The sequence below is a fragment of the Paucihalobacter sp. genome, from assembly GCF_036825875.1.
Classification (GTDB): Bacteria; Bacteroidota; Bacteroidia; order Flavobacteriales; family Flavobacteriaceae; genus Paucihalobacter.
In genome coordinates this window covers 78,486-98,549 of record NZ_DAISXK010000006.1, presented here as the reverse complement: position 1 = coordinate 98,549, position 20,064 = coordinate 78,486, and the positions used below count along the sequence as shown (strand labels likewise).

General features: G+C 34.7%; 16 protein-coding genes and 1 pseudogene. 12 read left to right on the top strand and 5 right to left on the bottom strand.

Translation table 11 applies throughout. The features are described from left to right. The first annotated feature begins 816 nt into the window (after positions 1–816). From V7Z48_RS03370 to V7Z48_RS03355, 4 genes are all read left to right on the top strand, one after another. Positions 817–2,412 carry a SulP family inorganic anion transporter gene (locus V7Z48_RS03370; RefSeq protein ID WP_334111980.1) on the top strand — a complete coding sequence of 532 codons (1,596 nt, stop codon included), beginning with the start codon at positions 817–819 and terminating at the stop codon, positions 2,410–2,412. Positions 2,413–2,510: 98 nt separating this feature from the next. Then, entirely contained in the window at positions 2,511–3,380 is an 870-nt protein-coding gene (locus V7Z48_RS03365; RefSeq protein ID WP_334111979.1) for an MBL fold metallo-hydrolase, read from the top strand. Between the two features lie 16 nt (positions 3,381–3,396). Continuing rightward, the gene (locus tag V7Z48_RS03360) at positions 3,397–5,016 is read left to right on the top strand and encodes a S8 family peptidase (protein WP_334111978.1); all 1,620 of its coding nucleotides are present in this window, start codon (positions 3,397–3,399) and stop codon (positions 5,014–5,016) included. 105 nt (positions 5,017–5,121) lie between these two features. Then, on the top strand, positions 5,122–6,945 hold the full coding sequence (locus V7Z48_RS03355) for a M1 family metallopeptidase (protein WP_334111977.1): 1,824 nt from the start codon (positions 5,122–5,124) through the stop codon (positions 6,943–6,945). Here the strand turns inward: V7Z48_RS03355 and V7Z48_RS03350 are convergent. Together V7Z48_RS03350 and V7Z48_RS03345 are read right to left on the bottom strand one after the other, a co-directional pair. Further along, positions 6,942–8,144 carry a succinylglutamate desuccinylase/aspartoacylase family protein gene (locus V7Z48_RS03350; RefSeq protein WP_334111976.1) on the bottom strand — a complete coding sequence of 401 codons (1,203 nt, stop codon included), beginning with the start codon at positions 8,142–8,144 and terminating at the stop codon, positions 6,942–6,944. The two genes, V7Z48_RS03355 and V7Z48_RS03350, sit on opposite strands and share 4 nt — an antisense overlap. After that, a complete protein-coding gene (locus tag V7Z48_RS03345; protein WP_334111975.1) occupies positions 8,141–10,000 on the bottom strand; it encodes a CBS domain-containing protein in 1,860 nt (619 codons plus the stop codon). The genes V7Z48_RS03350 and V7Z48_RS03345 overlap by 4 nt, the downstream gene beginning before the upstream one ends. 85 nt (positions 10,001–10,085) lie before the next feature. On the opposite strand from V7Z48_RS03345, the gene V7Z48_RS03340 reads away from it, so the two are divergent. From V7Z48_RS03340 to V7Z48_RS03330, 3 genes are all read left to right on the top strand, one after another. After that, positions 10,086–10,502, top strand: a complete 417-nt coding sequence (locus tag V7Z48_RS03340) for a ribonuclease P protein component (RefSeq protein ID WP_428849968.1) — start codon at positions 10,086–10,088, stop codon at positions 10,500–10,502. 95 nt (positions 10,503–10,597) lie between these two features. Next, complete coding sequence (locus V7Z48_RS03335) at positions 10,598–12,223, top strand: S41 family peptidase (RefSeq protein WP_334111974.1); 1,626 nt, start codon at positions 10,598–10,600, stop codon at positions 12,221–12,223. 51 nt (positions 12,224–12,274) lie between these two features. Beyond that, positions 12,275–13,117, top strand: a complete 843-nt coding sequence (locus V7Z48_RS03330) for an OmpA family protein (protein ID WP_334111973.1) — start codon at positions 12,275–12,277, stop codon at positions 13,115–13,117. Here the strand turns inward: V7Z48_RS03330 and V7Z48_RS03325 are convergent. From V7Z48_RS03325 to rpiB, 3 genes are read right to left on the bottom strand one after another with little or no spacing between them, the layout of a single operon-like run. Next, positions 13,114–13,560 (bottom strand): GNAT family N-acetyltransferase, encoded by a 447-nt coding sequence (locus tag V7Z48_RS03325; RefSeq protein WP_334111972.1) that lies wholly within the window; start codon positions 13,558–13,560, stop codon positions 13,114–13,116. The genes V7Z48_RS03330 and V7Z48_RS03325 overlap by 4 nt on opposite strands. Positions 13,561–13,569: 9 nt before the next feature. Then, on the bottom strand, positions 13,570–14,475 hold the full coding sequence (locus V7Z48_RS03320) for a cation diffusion facilitator family transporter (protein ID WP_334111971.1): 906 nt from the start codon (positions 14,473–14,475) through the stop codon (positions 13,570–13,572). 3 nt (positions 14,476–14,478) lie between these two features. Further along, positions 14,479–14,910, bottom strand: coding sequence for a ribose 5-phosphate isomerase B (gene rpiB, locus V7Z48_RS03315; RefSeq protein ID WP_334111970.1), 432 nt, complete (start codon positions 14,908–14,910; stop codon positions 14,479–14,481). 172 nt (positions 14,911–15,082) lie between these two features. On the opposite strand from rpiB, the gene V7Z48_RS03310 reads away from it, so the two are divergent. From V7Z48_RS03310 to V7Z48_RS03295, 5 genes and pseudogenes are all read left to right on the top strand, one after another. Continuing rightward, a complete protein-coding gene (locus V7Z48_RS03310) occupies positions 15,083–15,619 on the top strand; it encodes a hypothetical protein (RefSeq protein ID WP_334111969.1) in 537 nt (178 codons plus the stop codon). Positions 15,620–15,622: 3 nt separating this feature from the next. Next, positions 15,623–15,772: pseudogene (locus V7Z48_RS13570) on the top strand (hypothetical protein); the annotation flags it as partial. Beyond that, positions 15,773–16,549: a T9SS type A sorting domain-containing protein gene (locus V7Z48_RS03305; protein ID WP_334111968.1), complete on the top strand. Its 777-nt coding sequence runs from the start codon at positions 15,773–15,775 to the stop codon at positions 16,547–16,549. A 596-nt stretch (positions 16,550–17,145) separates the two neighbouring features. Beyond that, a complete protein-coding gene (rnr, locus tag V7Z48_RS03300) occupies positions 17,146–19,374 on the top strand; it encodes a ribonuclease R (protein ID WP_334111967.1) in 2,229 nt (742 codons plus the stop codon). 4 nt (positions 19,375–19,378) lie between these two features. Continuing rightward, positions 19,379–20,050 (top strand): head GIN domain-containing protein, encoded by a 672-nt coding sequence (locus tag V7Z48_RS03295; protein ID WP_334111966.1) that lies wholly within the window; start codon positions 19,379–19,381, stop codon positions 20,048–20,050. Positions 20,051–20,064: the final 14 nt, after the last annotated feature.

Here is a 20,064-nt window from a genome sequence, read left to right as displayed (position 1 = left end):
GAAGGAAAAAAAAGTTCTGTGCAAGTATGATTGTGTAGATGGCTTTATTGATTTTTAGACACGAATTTCACGGATTGTCACAGATTTAGGCTGTGTCGATTTTACGGTGGTCTTTACATTTATTATTTACGGAAATTTATATTATGTGCCTAAAGGCACATTAGGCAAATACTGTAATTTTGCTACCAATATAATGTCCCTTATGGGACATGTGTTTAGGAAGCATGGACGGGATTTTGCTTTTTCTCTAGTTTCTATAAGAAGGAAAAAAAAGTTCTGTGCAAGTATGATTGTGTAGATGGCTTTATTGATTTTAGACACGAATTTCACGGATTGTCACAGATTTAGGCTGTGTTGATTTTACGGTGGTCTTTATAATTATGATTTACGGAAATTTATATGATGTACCTAAAGGCACATTAATGTTGCTACCAATATGATGTCCCTAATGGGGCATGAGTTAAGGAAACAAAGATTTTTTTGCCATTTCCGATCCAAAAAGGATAGGCAAAAAGTAGCCTGTCAATCTGATATCACGGATGGCTTTATTTATTTTTAGACACGGATTACACAGATTTGCACAGATTTAAGTTGTTTCGGTTTTAAGATGTGATTGTTGCCTTTTCCCTAGTATCTAAAGAGTAAGCAACTATGCAAATTGATTGAATAGATGGCTTTATTTATTTTTAGACACAGATTTTCACGGATGGTGGTTTTGACCAAATTCTAGATCACAAGTTTACAATTATTTAACATTCAATTGGGCTGCTACTCTTCGATTTATCACTAATTTTGCACCTTCTTAAAAAAACCAAGATGGGTAAAATAGAGATGTACAAAAAACACTTCGCAACCGACGCTATTTCTGGCTTCGTTGTATTCTTAATCGCATTACCACTTTGTTTAGGAATCTCTATGGCCTCGGGCGCGCCCTTATTTTCTGGAATTATTGCAGGTATCATTGGCGGTATTGTTGTGGGTTTTTTAAGTAATTCAAATGTGAATGTAAGTGGTCCTGCTGCGAGTGTGGCTTTGGTTATATTAACTGCGATCCAGACATTAGGAAGCTTTGATGCGGTTCTGATTGCGATTGTTGTTGCGGGTGTGTTTCAAATAATTCTGGGGTATTTAAAAGCGGGAACTATTGCTTATTTCTTTCCAAACGCGATGATTAAAGGTATTTTAGCTTCTATTGGACTTATACTGATACTGAAACAAATACCACATGCTTTTGGTATTGACGGAGTTTTTGATGGCTCCGAGTCCTTTTTGAATAACGCTGGTGGCAATACTTTTTCGGAAATAGCAAAAATATTTGGTTATATTAATTGGGGTGCTGTAATTGTTACCGTGGTATCCTTAATACTCATTTTAGTTTGGGAGCGTCCAGTTTTGAAAAAAATGATGTTTTTTAAGTATTTCCCTTCTGCACTGGCGGCTGTTGTGGTAAGTATTTTATTGAACGAAGTGTTTGTGGCATCTTACCCCGAATTTGCATTGGGCAAAGGGCATCTTGTTGAATTGCCAGTTGCCTCCAACGCTTCTGAATTCTTTAGTTTTTTTAACTTTCCAGATTTTGGCCAATTGGCCAATTTTGAAATTTACGGTATCGCCTTAAGCATCATGTTTATTGCGAGTTTAGAATCACTTTTAAGTACCGAAGCAGGTGATAAGTTAGATCCTTACAAAAGAAGAACCTCAACCAATAGAGAGTTAAAAGCACAAGGTATTGGTAATATTGTTGCGGGACTTGTTGGAGGTTTGCCTATAACCGCTGTAATTGTTAGAACTTCGGCAAACGTAGATGCTGGTGGACGCACCAAAACAGCTACCATAACCCACGGCGTTGTAATGTTGTTGTGTGTGGCGTTAATACCGTTTATACTTAACAAAATTCCATTAGCTGCGCTCGCAGCTGTGTTATTTGTGGTTGGTTCGAAGCTTACAAGTTTTTCTATTTACAAAAGTGTTTACAAGCAAGGAAAGAAGCAATTTCTTCCGTTTATTATTACCATTTTAGTGGTAATGTTTACCGATCTTATTTCGGGAATCTTAATAGGAGGCACTGTTGCAGTATTCTTTATTTTAAGAGATAATTACAAAAATGCTTATCTCTACGATAAGATAACACGTGATGATAAAGATCATATTATTGTGAAACTTGCTCAAGAAACATCCTTCTTAAATAAAGCCGATATTATGTTGTTTTTAGATCATATTCCAGAGAATGAATCTGTTACCATTGATGGTAGTGAGGCAAAATTTATTCATCCTGATATTTACGATATTATTGATGCCTTTAAAATAAATGCTAAAACCAAAAACATTGAGTTAGAGTTAATCAATTTAGACGACCGAAGTAAATCGGAAAGTTTTTGGAGAGATCCTCAACACAACCCTAAATCAGAATAAAAAAATTTAGGAGCTAAATGTTAAATCCATTTTAATAAAACACTGGTTTTCATTAAATTTAATAAGGTTTTGTTACTTTGTGATTTATTTAATAAACCATGACATTATATCCTATAGAAGCAGGAAATTTTAAATTAGACGGCGGCGCTATGTTCGGTGTGGTTCCAAAATCGCTTTGGCAAAAAACCAATCCGTCCGATAGTCATAACATGATTGATATTGCCGCCCGTTGCCTTTTAATTGAAGATGGCAATCGGCTTACTTTGATAGACACTGGAATGGGCAATAAACAACCGGAAAAATTTTTCAGTTACTACCATTTATGGGGTGATGAATCTATAGATAAATCTTTGGCAAAATACGGGTTTCATCGCGATGATATTACTGATGTATTCCTGACCCATTTACATTTTGACCATTGTGGTGGCAGTATTCAATTTAATAAAGACAGGACCAGTTATGAACCTGCGTTTAAAAATGCCAATTTTTGGAGCAATAAAGATCACTGGCAATGGGCAACACAACCTAATAGAAGAGAAGTTGCTTCGTTTTTAAAAGAAAATATTTTACCCATGGAAGACAGCGGTAGGCTTAAATTTACCAAACTTCCAGAACAAGATATTCTAAAAAAGTGTGATTTAAATTTTGATATCTTTTTTGCAAACGGTCACACCGATAAACAAATGATACCCATGATCACTTATCAAGATAAAACCATCTGTTTTATGGCCGATTTATTGCCAACCGCTGGTCATTTACCATTGCCTTTCGTGATGGGTTACGATACTAGACCTTTGCTTACCTTAGATGAAAAAGAACGTTTTTTAAATTTGGCTGCAGATAAAAATTTCTACCTATTTTTGGAGCACGATGCGCATAACCAAATCATCACCGTCAAACACACTGAAAAAGGTGTGAGACTCAACCAAGTTTTTACATGTAACGAACTATTTAACCTAAATTCTTAATTCTTATTTTTTCAAGATGAAAAACCTAAAACATTTATTTTTAAGCCTTGTTGTTGCCGGGTTATTACTTGGCTGTGGTGCCACCGGTGCGATTATTTCTACCCCTATTGAGAATATTGACAGTTCGCCGTTAAAAGTTTCGGCACTTTCTGAAAACGAAAAACAAAACTGGGGCCACAAAGATTTAGTAAAAGATACCATTCCTGGTATGAGTGTTGAAAAAACTTACGCTGAACTTATAAAAAATAGAAAAGGGAACAAAGTTATTGTCGCCGTCATAGATTCGGGAATTGATATTGATCACGAAGATTTACGAGGTGTTATATGGACTAACAAAAAAGAAATTCCGAATAATGGAAAAGATGACGACGGCAATGGTTATGTTGACGATATTCACGGTTGGAACTTTTTAGGTGATGCCTATAACGAGCAGTTAGAATTTGTAAGATTGCTAGCAAGCGGCGATACCTCAGACCCAAGATATGCTGAAGCCGAAAAGGAATATGAAGAAGAGTATAATAAGTATACAGGTTATAAAACGCAATACGACCAAATTGCACTTCAAGTGAGTAGTGCCGATGAAACACTTAAAGCACATTTCAAAAAAGACGATTATACCAAAGAAGAGGTAAACGCCATAAAAACGGAAGATCAAGCCTTAATGCAAGCAGTAGGTTTGGCAAAATATGTTTACGGTCTTGATATGGCATCTTTAAGTGCTTTTAAAAAGGAACTAAATGACGGCTTAACTCAAATAAACGAACGTTTAAATTACAATCTAAATAAAGATTTTAGAGGTAGAACCACCGGCGATGATATTAATGATATTACCGATACCAATTATGGTAATGGTAATGTAAAACCAATCAAAAAAGCCGAAAGTCACGGTACGCATGTTTCGGGAATTATTGCCGCGGTAAGAAATAATAATTTAGGCGCTAATGGTGTTGCTAATAATGTTGAAATTATGGCCATTAGAGCCGTTCCTAATGGTGATGAATACGATAAGGACATTGCATTAGCTATAAGATATGCTGTTGACAATGGCGCTAAAATAATTAACGCAAGCTTTGGTAAATCGTATTCACCTCACAGCGATTGGGTAATGGATGCGCTTAAATATGCGGGCGATAACGATGTGCTATTTGTACACGCGGCAGGTAACGATGGAAAAGACCTAGACAGTAACCATAATTTCCCAAATGATGCTATAAATAATGGTCCAGAAATCACGAATACTGTTATTACAGTTGGCTCCTTAAGTTCTAAATATGGTTCGAATTTGGTTTCAGGGTTTTCTAATTACGGAAAAATAAACGTTGACATTTTTGCGCCTGGCGATCAAATTTATTCAACCATGCCCGAAAACGAATACGAATTTCAGGGCGGGACGTCCATGGCTGCACCAGGTGTAGCGGGAATTGCTGCTTTAATTCGTTCATACTACCCAAGTTTATCGGCTGCCCAAGTAAAAGAAGCCATCCTTCAATCTGGATTGGCATTAAATACTAAAGTAGTTGTGGGTGGCGAAACGAGTGATGTGCGTCCGTTTGCTGATTTATCTAAAACTGGGAAAATGGCAAGCGCCTACAACGCATTTATTTTAGCCTCGCAAATGGCGAATAGCTCTAATTAGTTTTAACCAAATTGTTATGAAATAAATCATAACAATTTAGTGGGCATCAACCGAAATTACAGTTGGTGAATTCCATCCAACAAAAAATTAAACAAATATTAAAAGATGAAATTAAACCTCTCCATATTCTTCTTGTTATTAACACTGCTTTCTTGTGGAAATAAAATAGTAGCGACCAGTAATTCAAGTGATATTAAAAAACAAAACGCCTTCAATCAGCAAAATTCTCAACCTGGTTATTGGCAGCAGCATGTCGATTACAAAATGGAGATTGATATGAATGTAGACAATTTTCAATACAAAGGAACGCAAGACTTGGTTTATACCAATAACTCACCAGACACATTAAAACGTGTATTCTACCACTTACATTTAAATGCTTTTCAGCCAGGCAGTGAAATGGATGTACGATCCAGAACCATTGCAGATCCAGACAGACGTGTAGGCGATAGAATTTCAAAATTAAAGCCTGACGAAATTGGTTACATCAAGGTAAATAGCTTAACACAAAACGGCACCTCATTATCTTATAAAACTGTTGGTACCATTTTAGAAGTTGATTTAACCCAAGTTATATTGCCTGGAGAAAGTGTTAATTTTAATATGAATTTTGATGCGCAAGTACCTGTTCAAGTAAGACGTACAGGCAGAAACAGTTCAGAAGGTGTGGCCTTATCTATGACGCAGTGGTATCCTAAAATGGCAGAATACGACTTTGAAGGTTGGCATGCCGATCCCTACATCGCTAGAGAATTTCATGGTGTTTGGGGTGATTTTGATGTTAAACTAACTATCGATAAAAATTATGTGGTTGGCGGTACAGGATATCTTCAAAGTGAAACTTCAGCTCAAAACGGCAAAAAAACACTTCATTATATAGCCCCAAAAGTGCACGATTTTACTTGGGCTGCCGATCCAGATTTTATACACGATTCTGTTTCTATGCCAAACGGACCAACGCTTCACTTTTACTACAAAAAAGACTTAGCGCCTGAGTATCTTGATAATTGGAAAAAGTTACAGCCAAAAACTGTAGCGCTTATGCAATATTTTAGTAACAATATAGGTGTTTATCCTTACGATCAGTATTCTGTTATTCAAGGTGGCGATGGTGGTATGGAATACGCTATGTGCACCCTCATTACTGGTGAACGTAATTTTGGAAGTTTGGTTGGCGTGACAGCCCACGAATTGGCACATACCTGGTTTCAGTTTTTATTAGCCACCAACGAGTCTAAACACGAATGGATGGATGAAGGTTTTACCTCTTACATCAGCAATTTGGCGATGAACGAGGTTATGGATCAAAACAGAGAAAATCCACAAGCGAGCTCCTATCGCGGTTATATAAGTTTGGCACTTTCGGGTAAGGAACAACCGCTAACCACACATGCCGATAGATATGAATACAATGCAGCGTATGGCACTGCCGCTTACAGCAAAGGTGCGGTGTTTTTAGCACAGCTGGGTTATATTATGGGTGAAGAAAATCTTAAGAAAACCATTAAAAAATACTACAGAGACTTTGCCTTTAATCATCCCACGCCAAATGATGTGATAAGAACAGCCGAAAAAGTTTCTGGAATGCAGTTGGGATGGTATTTAATTGATTTTGGGCAAACCACCAACACTATTGATTATGGTGTTTCAGAAATTAATAATACCAAAATTACTTTGGAGCGCATTGGGCTTATGCCTATGCCGTTAGACGTTTCGGTAACTTATGCTGATGGGACTACTGAAGATTTCTACATTCCATTGCGAATGATTCGTGGAGTTAAACCTACCTCATCTACCATAATTGATGACTGGGCTTGGGCGTATCCTAACTACACTTTTGAGACTTCAAAAACTGTACAATCAGTAGAAATTGATCCGAAGTATGGTATGGCTGATGTAAATAGAGCCAACAACACTAAAAGTAATTAGGCTCGGAACTTATACCACAGTAAACCCTTGTACATATTAGCTTTACTAACACGCTCACGATTGGTTAGTTTGATTTGGTTTTCACTGATTTGTCGGCTTCTGTAGCCCAATAAATGAAATAGTTGTTTGGCTAAAACTTTAGTGATTTTTGTGTTTGCTATCAGGACGCCGTTCGGTTTATCAAACCAAGATACTCCAGGCAGACAGACTAATAAATTATCAAATTTAAACTTTCGTAGAGCTGCGGAGCATCTTAGAATAAAGGGTGAAATTGGTTTTATTAAATAGTAACCGTCTTCGCCAATTTTCTGGTATAAGGGCATGAACAGTGTTTCCTTATTTTTGAGTTTAATTATTTTATGGTTGGATGTGGCAATTTCAGTATGTTTATCTACCAATTCAAAACTTTTAAAACCTGGTTTCATTTTAAAAATTTCACCATCTTCAATTTTGTGTCTATAAGTAACTTCATAGGTGGTATTGTTGCATCGAGCAGCAGTTTCTAATTGCCTCACGTATTTGCTAAAGTCTTTTACCTCACCAACCTTTAATGTCAATGTATACACCAATGTTAAATAGATGAAAGCAACACTGTGAGCAATAGATGCCTCATCGGAATGTTGACCTGATTCAAACCCCAAAGAAACGTAGCCAAGCTCATTAATATAACTCAATAACGGCCCAGATAGATATTCTTCAATTCCTAAAACTTTTGGAACTGGAAAAAAACTAGAGAATTTTCTATTTATCAATGCGTCATTAATAGTGATAAAAGGAATGGTTTTGCTGGAGGTTGTGTGAAAATCTATAAAATAAAATGGCCCCTGGTGAAATGCTATAATATTTTGTAACAACTCGTAAATTTCTAATTGCTCAGCCTCTTCATTTTTGAGGTTTGGATTTTGAAATAAACCCTTTATTTGAGTTTTTGTCCAAAGTCGGTTTAAATCATTTTCAATGAATCTTTTGTTGGCTTTTAAAGCCTTTATGTTTCCTGATATACCATAAATAGTTCCATTAATCTTTTCTTCATCTAAATCATTCAAAACTTTATTAATGGCAATATTACCAGCCATTTCGTTACCGTGAATACCACCAAAAAACACGACCACAGGACCAGATAATTTACCGTTAATGGTTTTAATAATGCGTTTGTAGCACACCGCTTCATCGCTATTTTTGGTGAGTAAATCTGTCATACGTTTAGTAAATCATTACTAGTTAAAATTCCTACCAATTCATTTTTATATATCACCGGTAAACAGTGTATTTTGTGTTTTTCCATTAACATTTTTGCTTCTCTTATTGGACGGTCGGGTTCAATGGTAATAAGTGCTTTTTTCATGACATCTTTAACGGTTTGGTTTACCAAAAGTTCGTCTTGGTGACAATCTTCAATATCTTTCCAGCTTAAAATACCGATAATTTCTTTTTTGATATTAATGACTGGCATATGATGGATGTTGTTCCACTTCATCATATGCGAAACCAATTCTAAACTGTCCTTTTCGTCCACCGAATAAATCTTGGTGTTCATATTATGCTTAACAATACGCTTAATATCAAAATGCGAAGACATGCCTTCTTTTAATAAACTCCAACTTGCCACCGGATAATCGTGTTCTTGCTTTTCATACATGTAAGAAGTCATAACCTGAAGTGCCTCAAAAGGCCGTTTAGTTTTTTGAAGATTTCGGTAACTTTTCACCATCCATTCGGCACCATTCCAAGATTTCACGCGATTTTCAATAATAGAGAGATAGTGCTCGGCGTCTTTGGGAATAATTCCAATTTTATAAAGTCCGCGATACGCCATGGGAATCAATTCATCTAAAACCAATTCTTTGGCACTGATATCTTTACCATTCCAAGTAAAAATGGTTTGCATGCCACTTCTACAGGCTTTGTAAAAATTAGAACGCACATCTTTAAAATCCATTTTGGTATGGATATCTTCATAGGCCTTTGTTTGACCAATCACTACGCCCACCCAAAGCATCATATTGGCAATTTCGTCGGATAGGGTTGGGCCAGAGGGTAAGTACCGACACTCAATACGAAGGTGTGGTTTTCCGTCGCCCACACCGTAACAAATTCTATTCCAACGGTAAACGGTGCCGTTGTGCAGGTTTAAAGCTTTTAATTTCGGTATCTCGCCACGGTTTAATACAGTTACGCTATCGCTATCAAAATCGGAAGTGAGTAAACTTCTAAATTTGGAAATATTATCTTTAAAAATAGACGAAATACTGCCTTGTTCCCAATGCGTTCCAAAGCTCACCCGCGATTGTTTTTCATTTAAAACAAACGAATTTGCACGTGTATCAACACTTTGGTTAAACAGGGCTATTCTAGTTTCGGCCCAAAGTTCTTTACCAAATAATAGTGGCGAATTGGTACAAATGCTCAGCACCGGACCTGAAATTGCTTGTGCCCAATTATACGTGTTTATAAAATTGTCCGGACTCACCTGAAGATGCGTTTGAAAACTGGTGTTACAGGCTTCGAGCATTACTGATTCGCTTAGAAAATTAAGCTCGTCTACACCCTTTATATGAATAAAAAAATCCTGTCCGCGAGACTCTTTTATGGCTTCATTTAAAGCTTCATAACGCTTTATTTTAGTCATATAATTTTCTGAAATGTGTGGTATTCGGAGTGTTGGTAAAATTCCAGTAAGGCATATCTTGGTATCGTGTTTTGCGGCGGCTACTTTTGCCTTGTCCAACAAATACTTGAGCTGCTGATGCAGTCTTGAAAAACAATCGGTTTCCAGCAAAAGGGGATCAAAATTTATTTCCAAATTATACTCGCCAATTTCGGTTGTAAAGTGATTGTCGTTTATTGTTTCTAAAACTTCAAGAGAATTGTTTTTAGGCATAAACTCTTGGTCTACCAAGCAAAACTCCTGCTCTGCACCTATTCTGATAGGTGATTTCTCAATTAAATCCTGTTCGATCATCATATCTAAAGCCTCTAGATCTTTTATCAATTGATGGATGTAATGCGCTTTATCTTTTTTCTTATTTAGTTTTGAAACCTCTAAATTTCCCATAATAAATAGAATGCAGATTATTAGACTGTTAATTTAGCAAAAATGCCAATTTTAAAATATGACCTTAGTCATACAAAAAAGATAGATGTTAATTACAGTTAGTATTTCCTACTTTTACCACACTAATGTTATGGACGCCACTTACAAAAAAATAGAAAAACTTAAAAGTAAAAAGCTCATTGCACAACTTTTTGCCAAGGGTAAATCGGTATCGGTTTATCCCTTACGGTTGATTTATTTAAAAACTGAATTTACTGATGGTGCTCAAATAAAAACAGGTGTAAGCGTGCCTAAGCGACAATTTAAAAAAGCTGTGGACAGAATTAGAATAAAACGCTTGCTGCGCGAGGCTTACCGACTAAACAAAGCGCAGTATTTTAGCAATACTTCGGGCTGTTATGCGTTTATGATATTGTATATTGGAAAAGAAGGCACAACTTTTGAAGTTGTTAATTCAAAAATGAAGCACTTGTTTGAGCTTTTTCTGAAAAAAATAGCTTAGCCTCTTTAAACGTTTTCAACAAAAAGTTAATATACATTCCAAAAGACTGTGATTGCTTATTTTTGTTGAAGTCACAATTAATCAATTCACAAAAGATGAAAAAGAAGTTCTATATACCTGTTTTATTGGCCATAGTTTTGTTCACAGGAACCGCCTTTAGAAGCAACTTTTTTGAGGTTGCCAAACAAATTGAAATCTTTACTACGCTCTATAAAGAAATCAACATGAATTATGTTGACGATACCAATCCGGCAGATTTAATGGATACGGCAATTAAAAGCATGTTAAATGATTTAGATCCCTATACTCAGTTTTATAATGAACAAGATGTTCAAGCGGCACGTATCAATCAAACCAATGATTTTACCGGTATTGGTGCGACAGTAAAAACAACAAAAGATAAGTTAATAATAGTCGAGCCATTTAAGGATTTACCTGCAGACAAAGCGGGTTTAAAAGCTGGAGATGAAATTATTAAAGTCGATAATATTGTGGTTGCCGACTTTAATGACGATGCAGGAAATTTATTAGAAGGCGCTGCAGGATCGACCGTAAATGTGACCTACAAAAGACAAGGTAAAACAGAAACCGCGACTTTAACTCGTGCAGGAATTGAAACTAACGCTGTAACGCATTACAGTTTAATTGATGGCAATATCGCCTATATAGTATTACGAAAATTTACCCAAAAAGCATCTGCCGAAACCATGAGCGCTTTAAGAGATTTAAAAAATCAAGGCGCCGAAAAAGTTATTTTAGACTTACGAGGTAATCCTGGTGGACTGCTAAGTGAGGCTGTTAATATCGTCAATATTTTTGTGCCTCAAAACCAACTGGTCGTTACAACAAAATCTAAAATTAAAAAATACAATCAAACTTATTTTACTCAAAAAGAAGCCTTTGATACCCAAATTCCTGTAGTTGTAATTATTGATGACCGCAGTGCTTCGGCCAGTGAAATTGTTTCGGGTGCTTTACAAGATCTTGATCGCGGTGTGGTTGTGGGTTCGAGAAGTTTTGGAAAAGGGCTGGTACAACGTCCTAAACCTTTGAGTTATGGTGCCCAAATGAAAATTACCATATCGCGTTACTACACACCTTCAGGGAGATGCATTCAGGCATTAGATTATTGGAATAAGGACGAAAAAGGTAATGCTACCAGACTGAAACAAGAACAATTCACAGCATTTAAAACCAAAAACGGCCGTACAGTTTACGATGGTGGCGGCGTTGATCCTGACGAAAAATTATCGGAATCGGCACTGACTCCAATTTCAAAAGCAATCTTAGAAAATGACTACATCTTCAATTTTGCAACCAGTTACTTTTACAATAATAATGTTGAAAGTTTGTCTGATTTTAAACTAAGCGATAAAGATTTTGCCGATTTTAAACAGTATCTGGCTAATAACAATTTTGAGTTTAAAACTGAAACCGAAAAGGTGTTTAACAAAGCAATTCAACAAGCTAAAGAAGAGCAGATAGATGTTGCTATAAACACCAGTTACCAAAACCTATTAAATGATATTCAGGCTTATAAAAATTCCGCTTTAGACAGCAATAAAGCGCAACTAATGTCGCTACTAACCGACGAGATTATAACGCGGTATTTTTATAGAGAAGGTTTGTATGAGTATTATACCTTAAGCAATCCAGAAGTCAGTAAAGCTAAGGCAATTTTAAGCAACTTGAATACCTATAACAAGTATTTAAAACCTTAATTGTAATTTAATTTTTTATCTTTAATTACCTTTTGCATAAATCTATTAAAGTTGAAACGTTTTCTAATCATCATATTACTTGTTGCAAGTTATTCATTTTCACAACAGAAACTGACGCACGAAGTGTATTTTGATACCGACAAATTCGATATTCCTTCAACTGAACTCAACCGATTATTACTGTTTCTATCCCAACTTGAAGATATAGGAATTGAAAAAATATCTATTTACGGCTTTACAGATGATCGCGGCAGTGAAAGTTATAATATTAAACTTTCTCAACAACGTGCTGACGCAATAAAATCAGTTTTTTCAGATAGTGAATTTGACGAAAATTTAATTACCAATGTAGACGGAAAGGGTAAAATATTACTCAAGCTAATTGCTGAAGACGATATTCACAAAATAAGAGGATTAAACCGAAAGGTTGAAATCATAGTAAGTCCAATAATAGAAAAAGTTGAGGAAACTGTTGAGGCTATTACGAAAAAACCTGAGGCAAAAGACCTATTAAGGGGCGATGTTAAACCAGGTGATAAAATACTAATTGAAAACCTTTTGTTTAAAACAGGTTATAGCTATTTGTTACCAGAATCGAGAAAAGTTTTAGATGACTTAGCCGAAGTACTGGTTGAGCGAAAAGACTTGTATTTTACCATTCAAGGTCATGTGTGTTGTACACAAAATACGCGTGATGCCTTAGACAGAAAGACTAATAAAGTTAATCTATCGGTTGCCAGAGCGCAATTTGTATATGATTTTTTAGCTAAAAAAGGTGTGAATCCGAGACGGATGAAATATGTTGGTATGCGACGCAAAATGCCACTTGGAGGCGAAGCTAAATACGACCGACGTGTGGAGATTTTAATCACCCATGTAATGACAGAAAATTAAGGTTTAAAAAGCATAGAAATATGCGGAATTCCGTCTTCTAAATAGGCTACGCCATCTTCTACAAAATTTAGATTATTATAAAAGCGTTTTAAATAACATTGTGCAGATATTCGAATGTTGGAAGTTTTAAAATGAATTTGAACCACTTGAATAGAAGCCATCATAATATCGTACCCATAACCAAATTTACGTTCGTTTTGGCCTACAACAACTCTACCAATACTGGCTTCCTTAAAATAATAACCAGGTTCAAAAACCCTCGTATAGGCAACTAATTTCTTGTGTTTAAAACCTAAAATATGTAACGCTGCTTCATCTTTTCCGTCTAAATCTTGATAAACACAATTTTGCTCCACCACAAATATTTCGCTACGCAACTGTAAAATTGCATATAATTCTTGAAGTGATAAATGGTTAAATTCTTTGGTTTGAATATTTAACATGTTCTCTTATTAATCTTGAACGATAATTTCTTTAGAATCTGTTTTATTAAATTCGGGCTGTATGGTGATGTGATTGATGTTGAATTCCTCAGTTAGCATTGCTTCAATTTGTATTAAAATGATATTAAAACTTTCTATTGAAATGTTGTCTTTTAAATCTAAATGCGCTTCCAAATGTAGTTCATCATCGTTTAAAGACCATACGTGTACATGATGTAGTTTTTTTACATTTTCGATGGTATTAACACGTTTTACAATGCTTTCAATGTTGATATGATCTGGTGTAAATAACATCAATATTCTAGTTGAATTTTTTAGCAAATCGTAACCAACATAAATTAAATATAAGGCAATCGCTAAGGTTAGTACGCTATCCACAAAATATAGCTGATAGAATTTCATAAGTAATCCACCAATAAACACGGCAACACTTGCTAACATATCGGTTAATAAATGTAAATAGGCCGATTTCATATTTAAATTATGCGCGGCACTTTTTTTAAGTAGTAATACACTAAACCCATTAAAAGCAATGGCTAAAAGCGACAACCAAATAACGAGGTTTGAATCTATTACTTGGGGATTTTGAAAACGCTTAATCGATTCAATAATCAACAAAACAGCCACAATAACTAAAGTTGAGGCATTGATAAACGCCGCTAAAATTTCGGCCCGTTTATATCCAAATGTTTTATGGGTAGATGCTTTTCTTTTGGATAATTTTGAAGCCAAATAACTAATAACCAACGATACCACATCGCTAAAGTTGTGAAGGGCATCGCTTAATAAGGCTAGACTTCCTGAAATAAAACCACCAACTACTTGCGCTGCAGTAATACCAATATTTAAAAATATGGCAATTAAGAGATTTCGCTCTCTAACTTCGATATTTTGATGGTTATGAGAATGTGACATGGATTAACACACTGGAATTTTCGCTACACGATTGGCATGACGACCACCTTCAAAAGCTGTATTTAAAAATACATCCACCATTTCCAAAGCTTGTTGAAGCGCTGTAAACCTTGCAGGAATGCTTAAAATGTTAGCATCATTGTGTTGCCTTGCAAGCGCAGCTATTTCTTTAGTCCAACACAAAGCAGAACGCACTTCCTGATGTTTGTTAGCAGTCATATTAGCACCATTTCCGCTACCGCAAATAATAATTCCGAAGTCTACTTTTTTGTCAGAAACATCACTAGCCACAGGATGCACAAAATCTGGATAATCAACACTATCATTTGAATTGGTTCCATAATTAGTTACCGTGATTCCTTTAGATTCGAGATGTGCTATAACAGCATTTTTATAATCGGTACCAGCGTGGTCATTTCCTATTGCGATAGTCATAAATTTAAATTTAGGTGAAGTATAAACAAAGGTAATAAAATAGCGAAGCTTTAAAATAGGTTCATAACATTTTAATAGGTTGTTGATAAGTGTGTGCTATTTATTTCAAATTAAAAATCCATTATATACTAATATAATTTTTACTTTTGAATATATTCAATATAAAATTGTTATGAAAAAATTTATACTCATTTACTTATTGCCTATTTTTTGTATATCACAAACTCAAATTGGAATAGATATCGATGGAGAAAACGCCTTTGATAGAAGTGGCTGGTCTGTCTCTTTATCTGACGATGGCAATAGACTTGCTATAGGCTCTCCTTTTAATGCGGCAAATGGAGCTGGTTCTGGACATGTAAAAGTGTTTCAAAATATAGATAATAATTGGACTCAAATTGGTAACAATATAACTGGTGAAGCGGCCGACGATAGGAGTGGGAGTAGTGTGTTTTTATCAGCTGATGGAACTGTATTGGCTATTGGTGCTCCTAGAAATGATGGAAATGGTAATAACGCAGGACACGTGAGGGTATATAAAAGCATTTTAGATAACTGGACACAAGTTGGAAATGATATCGATGGTGAAGCCGCAAGTAATTTTTTTGGTGATAGCATTTCTCTGTCATCGGATGGAAATATATTAGCTGTCGGAGCCCCTTTAAATAATGGAAATGGTACTGCTTCTGGTCATGTAAGAGTATTTTAAAATATTGACGATAATTGGATTCAAATTGGTAACAATATAAATGGTGAAGCTGCAGGTGATCTTAGTGGTAATAGTATATCCTTATCCAGTGATGGTAATATACTAGCAATAGGCGCAAGAGGAAATGATGGAAACGGTTCTAATTCGGGGCATGTGAGAGTATTTAAAAATATAAATAATAATTGGATACAAATAGGTAATGACATTGATGGTGAGGCTATTAACGATTTTAGTGGTTGGAGTGTAACGCTATCTGAAAATGGTAATTTCGTTGCAGTAGGTGCAATTGGAAATGATGAAAATGGTGAAGATTCAGGTCATGTAAAAGTTTATGAAAATTTAGATGAAACTTGGACTCAAATAGGTAATAATATCAATGGTGAAGATGCTGGCGATAGTAGTGGAGGTCAAGTCTTTTTGTCTGGTGATGGGACTATTTTAGCAATAGGAGCGGCAGGTAATGACGGAAATGGTCAGGACTCAGGACATGTTCGAGTTTTCCAATATAATTTTGGTAGTTGGAATCAAATTGGAAACGATATAGACGGTGAAGCGGCTAATGATTTTAGTGGTGAAAGTATTTCTTTATCTAAAGATGGTGGAAAAATAGCCATAGGTGCTTCGTCTAATACAGGCAATGGAAGTTTTTCTGGCCACGTAAGGGTATTTGGTTTATCAAACATTTTATCTAGCGATAGTTTTGTACAAACAAATTTTAACTTATATCCAAACCCTGCTACTAATTTTATAATCTTAGACTTACAAGAAAATATCCGACTAGAAAAAATAAATATTTATTCTACTCTAGGACAACTTATAAAAACAGAAACTGATACATTTATTTCTGTAAATAACCTTTCAAAAGGAACTTACTTTGTTGAAGTAATTTCTAACCGGGGTAAGACTACAAAAGTTCTTCTTATTAAATAACTACCAATTAATAAATATTCTAACTATAAACGTTAGATGTTGTAGTGAAGTTTATTTATTATAACCTTATTAGGTAAAATATATATTTAATAGTTTTTAATATAAGCAAGATAACATTTTAATAAGTTGTTGATAAGTGTTGGCTATTTTCTAACATTAAAATTTTTTTATTTCATTAAAAATTTCAAACCAAAATTAGTATTGAACTACCAAAAAAGTTAGCCTAAAAATTTTATTAATTTATCAGACAATTAAAGGTATCAATGAACATTAATTTTCAAAAAACTTTTAATCAATTTAGATTAAATTCACGTTATAAACAGTTGTTAATAGTATTTATAAATTAGCTATAATTTAATAGGTTAGAACAGATATTCAATGTTAACTAAATATTAATAGAATGTAAATTTAATACCATCAAAGCAATCGTCAAAAAAGTTATACGCACTATTAACAAGCTATCATAAACAACATTTTTTATTTAAATTTTAAAAAAAATATGATTATTATATTATTAAATGTGGATAAAGTTTTTCTAGTTGCATTTAGGTTCATTTTATTAACCGTAATTTTGTAATAATAACAATTGAAATACAATGAATAGAAAGAAAAAAAACAAATCTTCCAATAACCTACAAAATTTATCTTCCACTATATTAAGTATCCTAAAAAAGGAAAAAAATAAAACATTTAATTACAAACAAATTGCTGCTATCCTTGAAGTTAACGATGCAAGTAGCAGAAACCAAATTATTAAAAATCTTCAAAAATTACTAGCAAAAAAAGAAATAGAAGAGGTTGAACGTGGCAAATTCAAAGCTGTTATCAACACCGAATATTATACTGGTGTTTTAGATATGGCAGCCAGAGGTAGTGGTTACATAATTACAGATGAATTTGAAGACGATGTTTATGTGGCTTCGAATAATATAAACAAAGCTTTAGACGGCGATACTGTTGAATTTTATCTTTACAAAAGACGTAAAAGTGGCAAGCTGGAAGGTGAAATCACAGAAATTATAAAACGCGCAAAAAATGAATATGTAGGTGTTATTCAACTTCAAAAGAATTTTGCTTTTGTAATTGCTGATAGTAATAAAATGCACAAAGATATTTTTGTACCTATCAATAAAACTAACAAAGCTGAAGATGGCGATAAAGTACTGGTTTCATTAGAAGATTGGCCAGAAAAGGCGGATTCTCCGCACGGTAAAGTAATAAAAGTCCTTGGAAAACCCGGTGAGCACAATACCGAAATACATTCAATTTTAGCCGAATACGGACTACCTGCAGATTTTCCTGAAGAAGTTGAAGCTTTCGCTAATAAAATTGATACTTCAATTACCATAGAGGAAACCAAAAAACGTCTGGATTTACGCGAAACCTTAACCTTTACAATAGATCCACACGATGCTAAGGATTTTGACGATGCTTTATCTTTCAAAATTCTTGATAATGGTCAGTACGAAATAGGAATTCACATCGCCGATGTTTCGCATTATGTGCAACCAAATACTATTTTAGATGATGAGGCTTACGAACGCGCTACTTCCATATATTTAGTAGATAGAGTTGTACCAATGCTTCCCGAAGTATTATCAAATAATGCGTGTTCATTAAGACCGCATGAAGAAAAATATACCTTTTCAGCCATCTTTAATTTAAATCAGAAAGCTGAAGTTACCAAGCAATGGTTTGGTCGCACTGTTACCTATAGTGATGCGCGATTTGCTTACGAAGAAGCACAAGCAATTATTGAAAACAATCCCAATAGCGATGTATTAAATTTAGCTGGAATTAATACCACCATTCCAGAATCTGTTTCGTTAACAAATAAAAACTATGATACCAAACCAGAAATTGCTCAAGCAGTTTTAATATTAAACAACTTGGCAAAAAAAATGCGCAATAAACGCATGGCATCTGGTGCGATTTCTTTTGATAAACTTGAAGTAAAATTTAATTTAGATGAAGATAATAATCCAATAGGAATTTATGCTAAATCCAGTAAAGAGGCTAATAAATTAATAGAAGAATTTATGCTGCTAGCCAATAGAAAAGTGGCTGAATTCATAGGAAAGCAAAAACCTAAAAAAACCTTTATTTATCGAATTCACGACGAACCAGATGAAAGTAAATTGGCTGCACTTCAAAATATCATAGGACGTTTTGGTCATAAAATCAATTTACAAGACCGACATACCATTTCTAAATCCTTGAATGCATTATTAAGTGCCGTAGTTGGAAGTAAAGAGCAAAATTTAGTGGATACACTCACCATCAGAACAATGAGTAAAGCTGAATACAGTACTGAAAATATTGGCCACTATGGCTTGGCTTTTGATTATTACAGTCATTTTACGTCACCTATTAGACGTTATCCAGATGTTATGACGCACCGATTGCTGCAACACTATCTAGACGGTGGTAAAACAGCTAATCAAGAGGTCTACGAAGATAAATGCCAACACTCTAGTAATATGGAATACTTGGCTACCAAAGCTGAGCGTGATTCAATAAAATACATGCAAATTAAATTTATGCAAGATCATAAAGATGAAAATTTTGTAGGAGTTATTTCAGGTGTTACTGATTGGGGAATTTATGTTGAAATCATATCCAACAAATGTGAAGGCATGGTACGACTTCAAGATTTAAAAGACGATCACTATATTTTTGACGAAAAAGAATATGCGGTCATTGGTAGAAAAACAAAAAATATGTACCAATTAGGCGATGAAATCGTTGTAAAAGTAAAACAAGCAGATTTAGTCAAAAAACATTTAGATTTTGAATTGATTGGTAAATATAATGCCACAGAATAGAATTATGAAAAACCTATTTTTTTTAATAGCAACGTTGATTTCATTAAACGCTGCGGCCCAACAAAGCGTAGAAAAGTCTGTAAATGAATTTAGCACTCTTAAAACATTCGATTTAATTGAAGTGAATTTAATTCCTTCCAGCGAGAATAAAGTAGTTATTTCTGGCACAAATCCTGAGGATGTTAGTATTGTTCAAACAGGTAAAACTCTAAAGATTAGAATGACTCTTAAAAAATTATTTAAAGGTTCCGATATTGAAGTCAATGTGTTTTATACCAATATTGAAGTGATAGACGCTAACGAAGGTTCGATAATTACTGCCAATAATTTAATAAAGCAAGATAAGTTAGAACTCCGCACCCAAGAAGGAGCCACCATAGATGCCCATATAGAAGTTGATTATTTAAAAATACGCGCGGTCACTGGTGGTATTATCGAAACCAGGGGCGAGGCCAATACGCAAGATATTTCTATTTACACAGGCGGAATTTATAATGGTGAAAGTTTAAATACCAAGACAACTACGGTAAGTATAAATGCAGCAGGTGAAGCCAATGTAAGAGCCTCCCAAACCGTAGATGCTAGGATAAGAGCTGGCGGAAATGTATATGTATACGGTAATCCTAAAACCATCACTGAGAATATTGCATTAGGCGGAAACTTAAAGCGTATGTAATATTTATAAGAGTT